At 71.2% G+C, this 14,825-nt stretch carries 14 protein-coding genes and 1 pseudogene; 3 read left to right on the forward strand and 12 right to left on the reverse strand.

Features of this window, described 5'->3' with window-relative positions:
* Together AWB92_RS18795 and AWB92_RS18800 are read left to right on the forward strand one after the other, a co-directional pair.
* Nucleotides 1–1,472 (forward strand): annotated as a pseudogene (locus tag AWB92_RS18795) (PE family protein); the annotation flags it as partial.
* A 233-nt stretch (nucleotides 1,473–1,705) separates the two neighbouring features.
* Nucleotides 1,706–2,743 (forward strand): PAS domain-containing protein, encoded by a 1,038-nt coding sequence (locus AWB92_RS18800; protein WP_085188343.1) that lies wholly within the window; start codon nucleotides 1,706–1,708, stop codon nucleotides 2,741–2,743.
* On the opposite strand, the gene AWB92_RS30615 is transcribed toward AWB92_RS18800, so the two are convergent.
* Genes AWB92_RS30615 through ssd form a run of 7 tightly spaced genes read right to left on the reverse strand, consistent with a single transcriptional unit; the run spans nucleotide 2,740 to nucleotide 7,182 of the window.
* On the reverse strand, nucleotides 2,740–3,036 hold the full coding sequence (locus AWB92_RS30615; RefSeq protein WP_241523515.1) for an Rv3654c family TadE-like protein: 297 nt from the start codon (nucleotides 3,034–3,036) through the stop codon (nucleotides 2,740–2,742). The genes AWB92_RS18800 and AWB92_RS30615 overlap by 4 nt on opposite strands.
* 31 nt (nucleotides 3,037–3,067) lie before the next feature.
* The gene (locus AWB92_RS30620; RefSeq protein ID WP_081665329.1) at nucleotides 3,068–3,358 is read right to left on the reverse strand and encodes a TadE family type IV pilus minor pilin; all 291 of its coding nucleotides are present in this window, start codon (nucleotides 3,356–3,358) and stop codon (nucleotides 3,068–3,070) included.
* A 35-nt stretch (nucleotides 3,359–3,393) separates the two neighbouring features.
* On the reverse strand, nucleotides 3,394–3,594 hold the full coding sequence (locus AWB92_RS18810; protein ID WP_085188347.1) for a DUF4244 domain-containing protein: 201 nt from the start codon (nucleotides 3,592–3,594) through the stop codon (nucleotides 3,394–3,396).
* A gap of 18 nt (nucleotides 3,595–3,612) precedes the next feature.
* Nucleotides 3,613–4,191 (reverse strand): type II secretion system F family protein, encoded by a 579-nt coding sequence (locus AWB92_RS18815; RefSeq protein ID WP_193791410.1) that lies wholly within the window; start codon nucleotides 4,189–4,191, stop codon nucleotides 3,613–3,615.
* Entirely contained in the window at nucleotides 4,188–4,985 is a 798-nt protein-coding gene (locus tag AWB92_RS18820; RefSeq protein WP_085188349.1) for a type II secretion system F family protein, read from the reverse strand. The genes AWB92_RS18815 and AWB92_RS18820 overlap by 4 nt, the downstream gene beginning before the upstream one ends.
* A complete protein-coding gene (locus AWB92_RS18825) occupies nucleotides 4,982–6,145 on the reverse strand; it encodes a TadA family conjugal transfer-associated ATPase (protein ID WP_085188397.1) in 1,164 nt (387 codons plus the stop codon). The genes AWB92_RS18820 and AWB92_RS18825 overlap by 4 nt, the downstream gene beginning before the upstream one ends.
* On the reverse strand, nucleotides 6,142–7,182 hold the full coding sequence (gene ssd / locus AWB92_RS18830) for a septum site-determining protein Ssd (RefSeq protein ID WP_085188401.1): 1,041 nt from the start codon (nucleotides 7,180–7,182) through the stop codon (nucleotides 6,142–6,144). The genes AWB92_RS18825 and ssd overlap by 4 nt, the downstream gene beginning before the upstream one ends.
* Nucleotides 7,183–7,673: 491 nt before the next feature.
* Here ssd and AWB92_RS18840 point away from each other — a divergent pair, with 491 nt between their 5' ends.
* On the forward strand, nucleotides 7,674–8,531 hold the full coding sequence (locus tag AWB92_RS18840; protein ID WP_068108608.1) for an HAD-IB family hydrolase: 858 nt from the start codon (nucleotides 7,674–7,676) through the stop codon (nucleotides 8,529–8,531).
* 429 nt (nucleotides 8,532–8,960) lie between these two features.
* Here the strand turns inward: AWB92_RS18840 and AWB92_RS18850 are convergent, their stop codons facing one another.
* The 5 genes from AWB92_RS18850 to AWB92_RS18870 are packed head-to-tail and all read right to left on the reverse strand — an operon-like array spanning nucleotide 8,961 to nucleotide 14,729.
* Nucleotides 8,961–9,719, reverse strand: a complete 759-nt coding sequence (locus tag AWB92_RS18850) for an oxidoreductase (RefSeq protein WP_085188354.1) — start codon at nucleotides 9,717–9,719, stop codon at nucleotides 8,961–8,963.
* An 11-nt stretch (nucleotides 9,720–9,730) separates the two neighbouring features.
* Nucleotides 9,731–11,332, reverse strand: coding sequence for an ABC transporter ATP-binding protein (locus tag AWB92_RS18855; protein ID WP_085188356.1), 1,602 nt, complete (start codon nucleotides 11,330–11,332; stop codon nucleotides 9,731–9,733).
* A complete protein-coding gene (locus AWB92_RS18860; protein WP_085188358.1) occupies nucleotides 11,329–12,192 on the reverse strand; it encodes an ABC transporter permease in 864 nt (287 codons plus the stop codon). The genes AWB92_RS18855 and AWB92_RS18860 overlap by 4 nt, the downstream gene beginning before the upstream one ends.
* On the reverse strand, nucleotides 12,185–13,111 hold the full coding sequence (locus tag AWB92_RS18865) for an ABC transporter permease (protein ID WP_068184628.1): 927 nt from the start codon (nucleotides 13,109–13,111) through the stop codon (nucleotides 12,185–12,187). The genes AWB92_RS18860 and AWB92_RS18865 overlap by 8 nt, the downstream gene beginning before the upstream one ends.
* Before the next feature lies 1 nt (nucleotide 13,112).
* On the reverse strand, nucleotides 13,113–14,729 hold the full coding sequence (locus AWB92_RS18870) for an ABC transporter substrate-binding protein (RefSeq protein ID WP_085188360.1): 1,617 nt from the start codon (nucleotides 14,727–14,729) through the stop codon (nucleotides 13,113–13,115).
* Nucleotides 14,730–14,825 lie beyond the last annotated feature (96 nt).

Consider the following 14,825-nt stretch of genomic DNA (forward strand, 5'->3'; position numbering starts at 1 on the left):
TGTTCGGCCAGGGCGGCGCCGGCGGGGCCGGCGGCGCGAGCATGGGCGGGGCAACCGGAGGCCACGGTGGCGCCGGCGGCAACGCGGGTCTGCTCTTCTCCAGCGGCGGGGCCGGCGGCGCCGGCGGATTCGGCGAAGTGGCCAACGGTGGCGACGGCGGGGCGGGCGGGAAGGCCGGCCTACTCGGCTTCGGCGGCATCGGCGGAGCCGGCGGCGACGCCAACCTTGCCGGCACCGGCGGCACCGGCGGGACCGGCGGCCGGGGCGGCCTGCTCTTCGGTAACGGCGGCGCCGGTGGGGGTGGCGGCCAGGGTCCCAACGGTGCCGGCGGGAGCGGCGGGACCGGCGGCAACGCGGTGCTGATCGGCGACGGCGGGAACGCCGGTGTCGGCGGGACCGGCCCGGCCGCGGGCGCCACCGGTGTCGGCGGCATCGGTGGGCAGCTGTTGGGCCTCGACGGATTCAACGCTCCGGCTCCCACCTCGCCGCTGCACGCCGCGCAACAGCAGGTACTGAGCGCCGTCAACGCGCCGTTCCAGACCTTCACCGGGCGCCCGTTGATCGGCAACGGCACGCCCGGCGCCGCGGGCAGCGGGGCCCACGGCGGGGCCGGCGGCTGGCTGTCCGGCACCGGCGGATTCGGCGGAGCGGGCGGACCGAGCACCCAAGGCGCCGGCGGCACCGGCGGCGCCGGCGGGGCGGGCGGAATCTTCGGCGCCGGCGGGACCGGCGGCGTCGGCGGCGGCAGCACCGGCGGCAACGGCGGCGCCGGCGGGAACGGCGGAACAGGCGGGCTGCTCGGCGCGCTGGTTGGCCATGGCGCGGGCGGCGCGGGCGGTGCCGGTGGGTTCGGCATCGACGCCGGCGGGGCCGGTGGGAAGGGCGGCAACGCCGGCCTGTTGGGCGGATCCGGCGGGGCCGGCGGAGACGGCGGCTACGGCAGCAATGACGCGGGTGGGGCCGGCGGGGCCGGTGGCAATGCCGGCCTGCTGTTCGGCGGCGGCGGCCAGGGCGGCACCGGCGGATTCACCCAGGGCGCCAACCTGGGCGCCGGCGGCGCGGGCGGGCACGGCGGCGCCGGCGGAGGCCTGTTCGGGTTCGGCGGCGCCGGCGGGGCCGGTGGCGGCAGCTTTGCCACCTCGGGCGGCGCCGGCGGAACGGGCGGCAACGCGGCCGGGCTGTTCGGGTTCGGCGGCGCCGGCGGTGCGGGCGGAACCGGAATTACCAACGGGGGTAGCGGCGGAGGCGGCGGCACCAGCGGGCTGCTATTGGGCGACGGGGGTGCCGGCGGGTCCGGTGGACAGGGCGGCACCGGCAGCGGCGGCCAAGGCGGTGCCGGCGGCAACGCCGTCGTCGTCGGCGACGGCGGCAACGGTGGCAATGGCGGGACGGGCCCCATCGCCGGCAACGCCGGCGCGGGTGGGAATGGCGGCCGGCTGCTGGGGCTGAACGGGTTTAACGGGTTGCCGTAACGACGGCAGCGTACGAAGGTCGGACGGCGGTTTACGCCAGGCAATACCGGGACGGCGACCGACCCCTCAACGGTCGACCTCCACGAACATGCGTCGTGATGGGCGCCATTCCTCACTGCTGAAGAAACCTCAACGTACCACCGCGCGGGGCGACGAACGGGCGAATACGCAATCCCGACGGCGGCGGTCCGGCGCCGGCGTAGACGGCCGTCGCACCGCCGTAAAATGCGCCCATGGCCCACGACTGGTTGCTCGTGGAAACGTTGGGCGGCGAACCCGCCGTCGTCGCGCAGGGGCGCCAACTCAAAAACCTCATCCCGATCACGACGTTCCTGCGCCGCAGCCCGCATCTCGCGGCCGTCCGGACCGCGATCGCCGAGTCGGTGCAGACCGGCCAGAGCCTGACCAGCATCACCACCAAGCGCGACCGTGTCATCCGCACGGAGCCGGTGGTGATGTCCGACGGCCAAATTCACGGGGTACACGTGTGGACCGGGCCGGCCGACGCGGAGCCGTCCGAACGGCCGATCCCCGGCCCGCTCAAGTGGGACCTCACCCTCGGTGTGGCCACCGATACCCGGCAATCGCTGACCAACAGCGGCAAGAATCCCGACGTCGAGGTGACCTTCGGCCGCGCCTTCGCGGAGGACCTTCCCTCGCGAGAGCTCAACCCGAACGAAACCAAGGTGCTCGCCATGGCGGTTCGGGCCAAGCCCGACCAAACAATCTGCAGCACTTGGGATGTCACCGATTGGCAGGGCAATCCCATTCGGATCGGCTTCGTCGCCCGCACCGCCGTGGAGCCCGGGCCGGACGGCCGCGACCACCTGATCGCCCGAGCGATGAACTGGCGCTCGGTACTCAAGGGCCCGATGGTGTCCACGGACGATCTCGCGCAACGGATCCTCAACGGGCTGGCCCAGGCCGGAGTCCACCGGGCGCTCGTCGACCTGGACAACTGGGCGCTGCTCAAATGGCTCGACGAGCCGTGCCCGTTCTACGACTGGCGCGGGAGCAAGACGGACCGGCCGAAGGTCCACCCAGACGACGAGCACCTACAGTCCTCCATGACAAAGGAATTCGTCGAGGGCCCGACCAGCCGGGTGCTGCGCATGCGGGGCCACGACGACGACTGGGTGCCCGTGCACGTCACCGTCAACAGGGTGGAACTCGAACCCGACACGTTCGCCGGGCTGGTCGCGCTGCGGTTGCCGACCAACGAGGAAGTCTCCGCCGCGGGGCTCACGACAACGCCGGGCGAGACGGCCTAGCCGGTGCCGGCGGGGCCCGCCCGCGCGGCCGCTCGCGCCGTGCCGGCGAAGGCGACACGCACCTCGACGGTCACGACGACGTCGAGATCGTCGACTGCACACCGCGCGTCGTCGACCCGCATCTCGCGCGCCACCATCGTCGCGCGGGCGCACGCCGCCGCAGCCCCGGAGGGAAGCCCGGCCGCCGCGGCCAAGGCGGCCAGGTCAGCCGCCGCCTGCGCCCGGTGACGCGCCACCACCACGGAGCCGACATAGGTGCCCGCCAAGGCGACCGAGAGCAGCACCCCCACCATCGCGGCGGCGAGTACCGTCGCTGAGCCGCGATCATCGGCCGGGCTCGGCCGCCGAGACCGCCTTGGCGGCAATGTCCAACGAGGGCAACAGGTTCGAGCGCGCCACCACGGTGGCCACCAGGAAATCGCCGTCCCGGCGCACCTGGACCCGCGAGCCCACGGGCGCGATCCGCCGGGCGGCGTCGAGGGCCGAGCGCTCGTCGCCGCGCGCGGCCAGCCGGGCCGCCTCGCGGGCCGCATCGACGCAGCGCACCTGCATCGACACCGCGGTGACCCCGGCCAGGCACAGCACCAGCACCACGACCAGCGTGGCGATCGCCAGCGCCGCCTCAACGGTGCTCGCGCCCGCACAGCCCGCTAGACCTTGGTGTTGAGCGCGCGACCGATGATGTTCGTCAGCGCCGAGACGATCGAGTCGCCAGTGACCACGGTGTAGAGGATCGCGCCGAACGCGGCCGCGGCGATGGTGCCGATCGCGTACTCGACCGTCGACATGCCCGACTCGTCTGTCGCCAGCACGACCACCCGCGCCAGGAGCGCGCGAAACCTGTTGACCATCAATGCCTTCCCTTCCTTTCACAGCAGGCCCGATTGCAAGACGTCACCGGCCAGCCCCGCGACCACCGGGACGATGCCCAGGCACACGAATGCCGGCAAGAAACAGAGCCCGAGCGGCCCGGCGATCAGCACCCCGGCCCGCTCGGCGGCCGCGGTCGCCGCATGCGCGGCCTCGTGGCGGGATTGATCGGCCAACTCGGCGACGCCGCGGGCCAGCGCCGCGCCCGACGCGGCCGAACGCCGCGCCAGCCGCAGCAGGGCATCGATTTGCGGGTCGACTGACCCGGTCGGCGGAACCGCCCATGCCACAGCGGGATCGGCGCCCAGCGCCAACATGTCCGCGGCGCGGCGCAACACCCCGGCCAGCCTCGGCGGTGCGGACGGGGCGGTCGCGGCCGCTGCCGTCGACACCGCCATGCCGGCCTCCAGACATACGGCCAGCACGTCGAGGCTGGAGGCGACCGCCAGCGGGTCCGGACCGCGGCGCGGCGACCTCCCCCGAAATTGGCCGCCGGCCCGGACTCCGGCACGCGCCCGGACCGCCGACGGGCCGGGGCCGATCAAGAGCGCAGCGGCGAGCAGCAGTGCGGTAGTCATGCGCCGACCCGATCCGTGATGCGGTCCGACCACAGCAGCCCCCCGCAGGACAGCATCGAACCGATCACCAGCAGCCAGCCCCCGGCGCGCCCGTCCAGCAGAAAGCTCAGCGGTCGGGCCCCGATCAACTGACCCAACAGCACACCGAGCACCGGCAGGGCCGCCAGTATCGTCGCCGTGGCGCGCGCCCCGGCCATGCCCGAGGACACGCGAGCCGAAAAGCGTTGCCGCTCGGCGATATCGCGCTGCGCGGCGCGCATCAGGGTGGCGATCGCCAGCCCCTGGTCGCTGGCCAGCTGCCAGCACACCGCGAGCCGATCCCACTGCGCGGGCAGCGTCGACGATCCTCCCGCGGCCCGTAGGCCGGCCGTGACGTCCGCGCCTAATCGGGCCCGCGCCGCAACCGCCCGCAGCGACGTGCCGACCGCCCCAATGGTTTCCTCGGCGGCGACGTGGAACGCGTGCACCGGGTGCGCGCCCACCCGCAGCTCGCCGACCAGTACGTCGAGGGCGGTTTCCAGGGCTCGGCCCTCGTCCAGGGCTCGGCGGATCCGGCGGCGACGTCGGTAACGCACGACCACTGTCGCGCCGATCACCCCCGCGGCGAGGACCGCCGTCCAGGACAGCAGCGCGACGGCGGCCGCGGCAAGTCCGAAGGCTACGCAGGCAACCGCGGCCCCAGCGGCCGGGGGCCGGCGAACCCGCGCCGGTCTCGGCAGCCGGCGCCGCGACGACGACGGAAGCACCAGCAGCGCAAGGGATAACAGCAGCGCGCCGACCGCGAGGCCGGTCATGCCGGCATCCGACCGCGCAGCAGGCGATGCAGGTCCCCCGCGTCGTCCGTTATACCCCGATCTGCGTGCCACACGGTGACCGCTCGCACCTGCCCGTCGACCTGGCGCAGCACGGCGATCTCGCCGAGCCGACGGCGACCGGTCCGGTCCCGAGTGACGTGCAGAAGCACCTGCACCGCCGCGGCCAGCTGACTGTGCAGCGCCGCTCTGCCCAGGCCGCCGAGCGCGCCCAGCGCCTCCAGCCGGGCGGGAACTTCGCCCGGATTGTTGGCGTGCACGGTGCCCGCGCCGCCGTCGTGGCCGGTGTTCAGCGCCGCCAGCAAATCGACCACCTCGGCGCCCCTGACCTCGCCGACCACGATGCGGTCGGGCCGCATCCGCAACGCCTGCCGGACGAGTTCACGCACCGCGACCTCGCCGACGCCTTCGACGTTGGGGCAGCGCGCGACCAGCTTGACCAGATGCGGATGCCGGGGCGCGAGCTCGGCGGCGTCCTCGACGCAGACGATCCGTTCGGTGGCCGGCACGGCGCCCAACATCGCGGCGAGCAGGGTGGTCTTGCCGGCGCCGGTGCCGCCGCTCACCAGGAACGCCAACCGTGCGGCGATGATGTCGCCGATCAGCGCACCGGCACGCGGATCGATCGCGCCCGCCGCGGTCAGGGCCGTCAAATCCTGAGTGGCCGGGCGCAATACGCGCAGCGACAGGCAGGTGCCGCCGGCCGCGACGGGCGGCAGCACAGCGTGCAAGCGCACCGCGAACCCGCCGGCGCCGATGCCGGTCAGCTGGCCGTCCACCCAGGGCTGGGCGTCGTCGAGGCGCCGGCCGGCGGCCAGCGCCAGCCGCTGCGCCAGGCGCCGCACCGCCGCCTCGTCGGCGAACCGAATGCCGCTGCGCCGCAACCCGTTCCCCTCGTCGACCCAGACCGCGTCGGGCGCGGTCACCAGGACGTCGGTGGTGCCGTCCGCGCATAACAGCGGTTCGAGGATGCCGGCACCGGTCAGCTCGGTTTCCAGCAGGCGCAGGTTGGCCAGGACCTCGGTATCGCCGAGCATCCCGCCGGACTCGGCCCGGATCGCGGCGGCCACCACGCTGGGCCGCAGCGGGACCGATTCGGCTGCCAACCGCTCGCGCACCCGCTCGATCAGCGAGCCGCTCACGCCGCCAGCCACTTTCGCCGCGCGGGCAGCACCGCGAGCACCCGACGTGCCGCCGCGGTGAGCGGACCGCGGCGGCCCAACCGCAGGCCGCCGCGCTCCAGCTGCCGGACCAGTTGCGGCTCGGCCCTGATCGACGCGAGCAGCGGCAGGCCGGTGACGTCGGCGATCTCGGCCGCCCGTAATCCGCCCGGCGAGGGGCCCCGCACGACCAGCCCGAGATTGGGATTGATCGCGGCGAGCGTCGGGCCCATGGCCGCGGCCGCCGCGCAGGCGCGCACGTCGCAGCGGGTGACCACGACGACGAGGTCGGCGGCGTCCAGCGCGGCCTGCGTTGCGTCGGTGAGGCGGCGGGGAAGGTCGCAGACCACGGTGACGCCGCCGCGGCGTCCGGCGTCGACGACGGCGTCCACCGCCGCGCCGCCCACCTCGGACCCGCGCCGGGTGCCGGACAGCAGGCTGATTCCGCCGTGCCGCGGCAGCGCCTCGCGCACGGCCGGCCAGTTGAGCCGGCCGCCCTGCAGCGTCAGGTCGGGCCAGCGCACCCCGGGTGTGCTCTCGGCGCCCACCAGCAAGTCGATGCCGCCGCCCCACGGGTCGAGGTCGATCAGCAGGGCGTCGCCGGCGGCCCGCGCGACCGCGACCGAGAGCACCGACGCGCCGGCTCCGCCGCAGCCCCCGATGACGGCGACGACTTCGCCGCGCGGGGTGTCGTCGCGCGCGGCCTCGCCGGCCTCAGCGAGCTCGCCGATCAACTCGCGCTCTTGGTCGGGCAGCTTTAGAACGTGTTCAGCGCCGACCGCGACGGCCGCCGCCCAGGCCGCTGCCGAGGGTTCGGCGATCGTCAGGACGCTGACATGGGCGCGCCTCGGCAGCACCGCCCGCCCGCACCGCTCCGCTGCCGACTCGTCCAACACCACCGCGGCGGCGGCCGACCATGCCTTCCGACCCACCGCGGACCCGCCGGCGTGGACCACCCGGACGCCGACCGCGGCGGCCACCCGATCCAGTTCGTCGCGCAACTCCGGGTCCGCCAGCACCGCCAGCACGCCCGATGAAGCCGCCGCTTTCGGGCGGATGTTGCTCGTCACCAACCCACCTTGCGGGGCCGTGACCTTGGCACACCAGTCCCAAAGCCGGATTTGGGGATAGAGACGCGAGTGTGTACAAACGCGTGGCCCGGGAGCTCAGCCGGGGCGGATGGGACGCTTTCCCGCAACGCCCGGCGGCCAATGCGTCACGCCCGATTGCGGCGGGAAAACTTACCCCAGAAAAGGGACGACCCCCGCCAGGGGGGGAGGAGGCGAGGGTCGTCGTGTATCAGCCCCGGGGGGTCGGGCTGATGCACCCTCGGCTCAGGCCGAGTAATGCTTACTATACACATGACAGTCCGCACTAACGCAAGTAGTTGTTCTTACGAAAGGTGCGTTGAGCCGCAAAAATACCGAGAGTATGTTCTTGGGCCCTTCGTGAGCGGCCGTTTTGGGCCTAACTCCACGGCGCCGTCGGACCGCCGACCTATGCTGGATCGGTGACCGTCTCCGACTCGGCCGCGCGGCAGCAAACCTCACCGGAAACACCTGCAACCACCGCTCCTCGCGCCCGCACAGCCGCCTTCTTCGACCTGGACAAAACCATCATCGCCAAGTCCAGCACGCTGGCTTTCAGCAAACCCTTCTTCAACCAGGGACTGCTCAACCGCCGCGCCGTGCTCAAGTCCAGCTACGCCCAGTTCATCTATCTGCTCTCCGGTGCTGATCATGACCAGATGGACCGGATGCGCATCCACATGACGAACATGGTCGCCGGCTGGGACGTGGAACAGGTCAAGTCGATCGTCAACGAGACGCTGCACGACATCGTCACCCCGCTGGTGTTCGCCGAAGCCGCGGACCTCATCGCCGCGCACAAACTCTGCGGCCGCGACGTCGTCGTCGTCTCGGCGTCCGGGGAGGAGATCGTGGCGCCCATCGCCCGGGCGCTCGGCGCCACGCATGCGATGGCGACCCGGATGGTCGTCGACGACGGCAAGTACACCGGCGAGATCGCGTTCTACTGCTACGGCGAAGGCAAGGTGCAAGCGATCCGCGAGCTGGCCGCGCGCGAGGGTTACCCGCTGGAGCACTGCTACGCCTATTCCGACTCGATCACCGACCTGCCGATGCTAGAAACCGTCGGCCACCCTAGCGTGGTCAATCCGGACCGCGCCTTGCGCAAAGAAGCCGCCGAGCGAGGTTGGCCCGTGTTGATGTTTTCCCGCCCGGTGTCGCTGCGCGACCGGATCCCGGCACCCTCGGGCGCCGCGATCGCGACCACCGCCGCAGTCGGCGTCACGGCGCTCGCCGCCGGCGCGGTCACCTACTCGTTGCTACGCCGCTTCGCCTTTTAGCCGCGCAGCAAACATGCAATTCGGGCAATAGATTTTTGCTTCGCATTTAGGCCTTGATGTGCTAGGGGACTAGTAGTACAAAGGAACCACGGAAGCCCGGTGAGGCCAAGGTCGATCCGGAAGAGAAGGATCGTTCTCCCGAACCTGGCGCCCAGCACGGAACCCGGCACCCACGCGGAGTCATAGCCGCGATAATGGCAGAAGTGTTGCGGGCCTGCGTAATTGCGAAAAGTGAAAGGCGTCGACGGCCCTTTGGGTGGGGTTGCAGCCGGAAGCATCGCAAGATCGCCGAGGCCAACCCACGCAGCCCAGAAATGCACGCTTGGTAACCGAGTTCCGTGCTAGCGGGCGGCGGACCGAATAATTCGGGACGTCGCCCGCTTTACATTTGTGAAACAAATTCCGCGCCACCGATTTCGGTGCCATCGGCTATCGATTCGGCAGCGATTCGGCGATCGACAAAGCCTCCTGCGCGCCGGCCTGAAGCGCCCGGCAACACAGCACCAGCCAGGCGCCGACGCCGTCCGGTGTGCCGTCGGCGAATCCGCGTGCGGCGTCGCGGTAGTCGGCCGGCTGCCGCATCCAACTGACCTCGGGCACGCCCAGCCCGTGCGGGTCCAGCCCGCTGGCGATCGTCACCAGCCGTGACACGGCTCGCGCCACCACGCCGTCGGCACTGCCGAACGGCTTGAGCGTCATCAGCTCTCCATGCGCGACGGCGGCCACCACCGGTGCCGGCGCGGACGTACGGCCCGTCACCAATTCCGCCAGCAACTCCAGCCGCGGCCCAACCTCGGCGCCGGGCCGAGGACGCCCGAGCCGATCCTCGTCGACCTGATCGGCCGCCGCGAGCACGTGCAGGCGGGCCAGCGCCTGCAACGGCGCGCGCTGCCAGATCCCGACCAGCGGCCCTCCCCCGCCCTCCAGCGCCTGGGCCACCCGCAGCGCCCCGCCGAAAACCGGCTCGCTGACCTGCGCGGCGTCCGCCAGATCGTCCAGCCGCACCGGACCGCCATCGAGCACCGAGGACGCGCGCGCCGCGCGCAATGCCGCTTCGGCGGCCGTCACCGGCCAGCGCCGCAGGTTGGCCGGGTGGCGATGGGCGCGGCCCAGCGCGTCGCGGGCCCGGTCGCTGGCCTCGGCGACGCCGGGGAGTGCCAGCAGCGGGGCCAGGGGGTCAGCGGTCACAGGTTGCCAACCTATCGGGGACGGGGAATGGCCTCCAACAACCGGCGGGTGTACTCGTGGGCGGGCCGGGTGAACAGCTCCTCGGTGGGCGCCTGCTCCACCACCCGGCCGGCCCGCATCACCAGGACGTCGTCGGCGATCTGCCGGATGACCGCCAGGTCGTGGCTGATGAACAGGTAGGTCAGGCCCAACTCGGCCTGCAGGTCGGCCAGCAGCTCGAGGATCTGCGCCTGCACGAGCACGTCGAGCGCCGAAACGGCCTCGTCGCACACCAGCACCTCCGGCCGCAGCGCCAGCGCCCGCGCGATCGCCACCCGCTGCCGCTGGCCGCCCGACAGTTCGCGCGGCAACCGGCGCAACACCGACGACGGCAATGCGACGTGGTCGACGAGTTCGCGCACCGCCCGCTCGCGCTGCTTGCGGTCACCGACGCGGTGGATCCGCAGCGGCTCCTCGATGGCGCGGAACACCGAATACATGGGATCCAAACTGCTGTAAGGGTTTTGGAACACCGGCTGCACGCGCCGGCGAAACGCCAGCGCCGCTTCGCGGTCCAACTCGTCGTCGATCCGGGTGCCGTCGAAAACCACGGTGCCCGAGGTGGGTCGCAACAGACCCAGCACCATCCGCGCCAGCGTCGACTTCCCCGACCCCGACTCGCCCGCGATCGCCAGGGTGCTCGCGCGGCGCAGCCGAAACGACACCGCGTCGACGACGCGAAACTCCGACCGCCGCCAAGGCACCCCGCCCGCCTCCCGGTAGACCTTGGTCAGTTCCGAGGCGACGAGGATGTCCTCGGCGGGCTCCGCCCGGGTGCGGGACGGTGCCGGTGTCAGCGACGGGGCGGCGGCCACCAGCCGTCGGGTGTATTCGTGTCGGGGCTCCCGCAGGATGGCTTGCGCCGCACCGGATTCCACCACCACGCCGCGATGGACGACGATCACCGACTCGGCCCGTTCGGCGGCGAGCGCCAGGTCGTGGGTGATCAGCAGCAGCGCGGTGCCGAGTTGGTCGGTGAGCCCCTGCAAGTGGTCGAGCACCTGCCGTTGCACGGTGACATCCAGCGCAGACGTCGGCTCATCGGCGATGAGCAGCTTGGGCCGTCCGGCCAGCCCGGTCGCGATCAGCGCGCGCTGGCACATGCCGCCGGAAAGCTGATGGGGATACCGGCCGGCCTGTTTGGCCGGATCCGGCATGCCCGCCTCGGCCAGCAACTCAATTGCCCGGCGCCGCGTCTCGCGGCTATCGGTGTTCGCCCGCAACGCTTCCCGGATTTGGAAACCCACCTTCCACACGGGGTTGAGGTTGGTCATCGGATCTTGTGGCACGTAGCCGATGACTCGGCCCCTGATCGAGCGCAACAGCCGACGGTCGGCGCCGGTGATGTCGCGGCCGTCGAACACGATGCGGCCGGCCGAGATTCGGCCGCCGGGCGGAAGCAGGCCGAGGATCGCGGCGGCGGTCGTGGATTTCCCGGATCCGGATTCGCCGACCACCGCGACGGTCTGACCGCGCAGCACGGTCAGGTCCACGCCGCACACGACGGGCGCGTTCGCTCCGAACCGAACCTCCAGGCCCTCGACCGACAGCAGCGGCGCGCCTTGCGTGTTCATGCGCGCAGCGCCCGCGACGCCGGGTCGAGGGCGTCGCGCAGGGCGTCACCCATCATCATGAACGCCAGCACCGTAATCGCCAGCGCACCGGCCGGATAGAACAGTATCGGCGAACCGGCCCGCAGCCGGGTTTGCGCGACGTTGATGTCACCACCCCACGACACCACCGTCGTCGGCAGCCCGACGCCGAGGTAGGACAGCGTCGCCTCGGTGACGATGAAGATGCCCAGCGCGATGGTCGCCACCGCGATCACCGGGCCTAGCGCGTTGGGCACCGCGTGGCGCAACAAGATCTGAAACCTGTTCAATCCCAAAGCCTTCGCGGCCAGCACGTAATCACTGGCGCGGACCTCGAGCACCGCACCGCGGGCGATCCTGGCCACCTGCGGCCAGCCGAACAGGGCCAGGATGGCGATCACCGTCCACACCGTGCGGTGGTGCAAGACCTGCATCAGCACGATGGCGGCCAACAGCAGCGGCAATCCGAAGAACACGTCGGTGACGCGGGAGACCACCGCGTCGACCCAGCCGCCGTAGAAGCCGGCGAGCGCGCCGACCGCACCCCCGACGACGAACACCACCAGCGTGGCGCCCAGCCCGACGGAGACCGACGCGCGCGCTCCGTAGACGGTGCGCGCGTAGATGTCGTGGCCCTGCAGATCGGTGCCGAACCAGTGCGTCGACGACGGCCCGAGCAGACTCTGGGCGGGATCGGCATAGCTGGGGTCGACCCCGGTGAACAACGACGGAAACGCCGCCACCGCAACGACGAACAGGATCAGGGTACCGGCGGCGAAGAACTTCGGCCGCCGGCGCAGCTTGCGCCAGGTCTCGCCCCAGAAGCCGGAGTGCTCATCCATAGCGGATCCTTGGGTCCAGGGCCGCGTACAGCAGGTCCACCAGCAGGTTGGTGACCAGATAGATCAGCACCAGCACCGTCACGATGGACACCACCGTTGGCGCCTCCTGCCGGGTGACCGCCTGATACAGCACACCGCCGACGCCGTGGATGTTGAAGATGCCCTCGGTCACAATGGCCCCGCCCATCAACGCGCCCAGATCCGCGCCCAGGAAGGTCACCACCGGGATCAGCGAGTTTCGCAAGATGTGCACCGTCACCACCCGGGGCCGCGACAACCCCTTGGCGGTGGCGGTCCGGACGTAGTCCGCGTGCGCGTTCGCGGCCACCGAGGAACGGGTCAACCGCACCACGTAGGCGAATGACACGGCGCCCAGCACGATCCCGGGCAATAGCAGTCGCCCGAATGTCGCCCGCTCGCCGACGGTGACGGGCGCGATACCCAACCGCACGCCGAACACGAACTGCGCCAGGAAGCCGAGCACGAAAATCGGGATCGCGATGATGATCAGCCCGGTGATGAGCACCGTGGCGTCGAAGATCCCGCCCTGGCGCAAGCCTGCGATCACGCCGAAGCCGATCCCGAGCACCGCCTCCACCACCAGGGCGATCAGCGCCAGCCGGATGGTCACCGGAAAGGCATGTGCCAGAACCGAACTGACCGGCAGCCCGGAGTAGGCGCGGCCCAGGTCGCCGCGGAAGATGCCGCCCAGGTAGCGCAGGTACTGGACCAGGAAGGGATCGTCGAGGTGGTAACGGGCGCGCAGCGCGGCGGCCACCGCGGGAGTCAGCGGCCGATCTCCGGCGATCGCGGCCACCGGGTCACCTGGTAGCAGGAAGACCATGCCGTAGATCAGCAGCGTGGCGCCGAGGAAGACCGGCACCATGACGGCGATCCGGCGCGCTATGTACCAACCCATTTCAGGCCTTGACGATGTTCTCGTAGTCGGGCATGCCGTTCCATGTCACCGTGACGCCTCGCACCGCGGACGACCAGCCCAGCACGGCGATGTAATACCAGAGCGGCACGGCGGGCATGTCGTGCAGCAGGATTCGCTGTGCGGCGTTGGTCAACGTGTCCGCCTCCGGCAGGCTGGGCGCGGCCTCGGCGGCGGCCAGCGCGGCGTCGAATTCGCGGCTGGAGTATCCGACGTCGTTGGATCCCGCACCGGTCGCGTACAGCGGGGCAAGGAACTCGATCATCGACGGGTAGTCCCCGATCCAGCCGGCGCGGAACGCGGTGTCGATCGTGTGGTTGGTGATCAGGGTGCGGTATCCCGCGAAAGTGGGGTGTGGCGCGCCGGCGGCATCGATGCCCAGCACGTTCTTGATGCTGTTGGCGACCGCGTCCACCCACTCCTGATGGCCGCTGTCGGCGTTGTAGGCGATCAGGTAGCGGCCGCTCCACGGCGAGATCGCATTGGCCTGCGCCCAGAGCTGGCGGGCCCGTTCGGGGTTGAAGTCCAACGCGTCGTTGCCCGGGATGTTCGGATCGAACCCGGGTAGGGACCGGGCGGTGAAATCGCGTGCCGGGCTGCGGGTTCCGTTGAAGATCTGCTGGCAGATCTGCGGACGGTTGATGGCCGCCGACAACGCCAACCGGCGCAGCCGGCCCTCCTCGCCGCCGAAGTGCGGCAGCCGCAGCGGCGTGTCGAGCGACTGGCTCACCGCGACCGGACCGCTGGCGAAGTTACCGCCCAGATCACGCTTGTAGATCGTCAGAGCGCTCGACGGAATCGTGTCCAGAACATCGAGATTGCCTGACAGCAGGTCTGCGTAGGCGGTGTCTAGGTTGCCGTAGAACTCGAACCTCAGGCCCTTGTTGTGCGGCTTGCGGTTGCCGTGGTAGCCGGGGTTGGGCCGCAGGTCGATTTTCACGTTGTGCTCCCACGCCGGCCCGTCGGGTCCGTCGGAAAGCTGGTATGGGCCGTCGCCGACCGGGTTGCGTCCGAACGCCACCATGTCCCGAAATGCCTTGTCCGGCAACGGGTAGAACGCGCTATGGCCCAGCCGCAGCACGAAGTCGACGGTCGGCGCCTTGAGGCGCACGCTGAACTCGAGATCGTTGACCACCCGCAGCCCGGACATGGTGGTCCGCTTTGCATCGGCACCGGCGACCTCGTCGAACCCGTCGATCGGGCTGAAGAAGTCTTGCTGCAGTTGGGCGTTGGTGCTCAGCGCCCCGTAGTTCCACGCGTCGACGAACGAGTGGGCCGTCACCGGCGAGCCGTCGGTGAACTTCCAGTCCGGTTTGAGCAGGATCCGGTAGTTGATGTTGTCGGTGGTCTCGATCGACTGCGCCACTTCTGGCGAAGGTTTCCCGGCGGCATCGTAGGAGACCAGGCCGGCGAACAGCCGATCGAGGATCCGCCCGCCCAGGCTGTCGGTGGTACCGGTCGGAATCAACGGGTTCGGTGGCTCCCCACTGTTGACCACCACCAGATCGGGGCTGAGCATGCCGCCGCCGCAGCCGGCCAGCGTCCCGGCCACCAGCATCCCGGCGGCAAGGACGGCCAGCGCGGCCCGCATCCGACGCATGCCAGCGACCCTAAGGCCTGCGGGGCCCCCGAACCGAACGGGCGCGCCTGGTCGGCGATGGCGAACCGGCGCACCGCGTCGCCGCTAGGATGACGC

This window comes from Mycobacterium sp. IEC1808 (assembly GCF_002101935.1).
GTDB lineage: Bacteria > Actinomycetota > Actinomycetes > Mycobacteriales > Mycobacteriaceae > Mycobacterium.

Excerpts from the sequence above, each read along its gene's own strand:
- AWB92_RS18800 (WP_085188343.1), top strand. The coding sequence starts at position 1,706 with ATGGCCCACGACTGGTTGCTCGTGGAAACGTTGGGCGGCGAACCCGCC.
- AWB92_RS30615 (WP_241523515.1), bottom strand. The coding sequence starts at position 3,036 with ATGGTGGGGGTGCTGCTCTCGGTCGCCTTGGCGGGCACCTATGTCGGC.
- AWB92_RS18810 (WP_085188347.1), bottom strand. The coding sequence starts at position 3,594 with ATGGTCAACAGGTTTCGCGCGCTCCTGGCGCGGGTGGTCGTGCTGGCG.
- AWB92_RS18815 (WP_193791410.1), bottom strand. The coding sequence starts at position 4,191 with ATGACTACCGCACTGCTGCTCGCCGCTGCGCTCTTGATCGGCCCCGGC.
- AWB92_RS18820 (WP_085188349.1), bottom strand. The coding sequence starts at position 4,985 with ATGACCGGCCTCGCGGTCGGCGCGCTGCTGTTATCCCTTGCGCTGCTG.
- AWB92_RS18855 (WP_085188356.1), bottom strand. The coding sequence starts at position 11,332 with ATGAACACGCAAGGCGCGCCGCTGCTGTCGGTCGAGGGCCTGGAGGTT.
- AWB92_RS18860 (WP_085188358.1), bottom strand. The coding sequence starts at position 12,192 with ATGGATGAGCACTCCGGCTTCTGGGGCGAGACCTGGCGCAAGCTGCGC.
- AWB92_RS18865 (WP_068184628.1), bottom strand. The coding sequence starts at position 13,111 with ATGGGTTGGTACATAGCGCGCCGGATCGCCGTCATGGTGCCGGTCTTC.
- AWB92_RS18870 (WP_085188360.1), bottom strand. The coding sequence starts at position 14,729 with ATGCGTCGGATGCGGGCCGCGCTGGCCGTCCTTGCCGCCGGGATGCTG.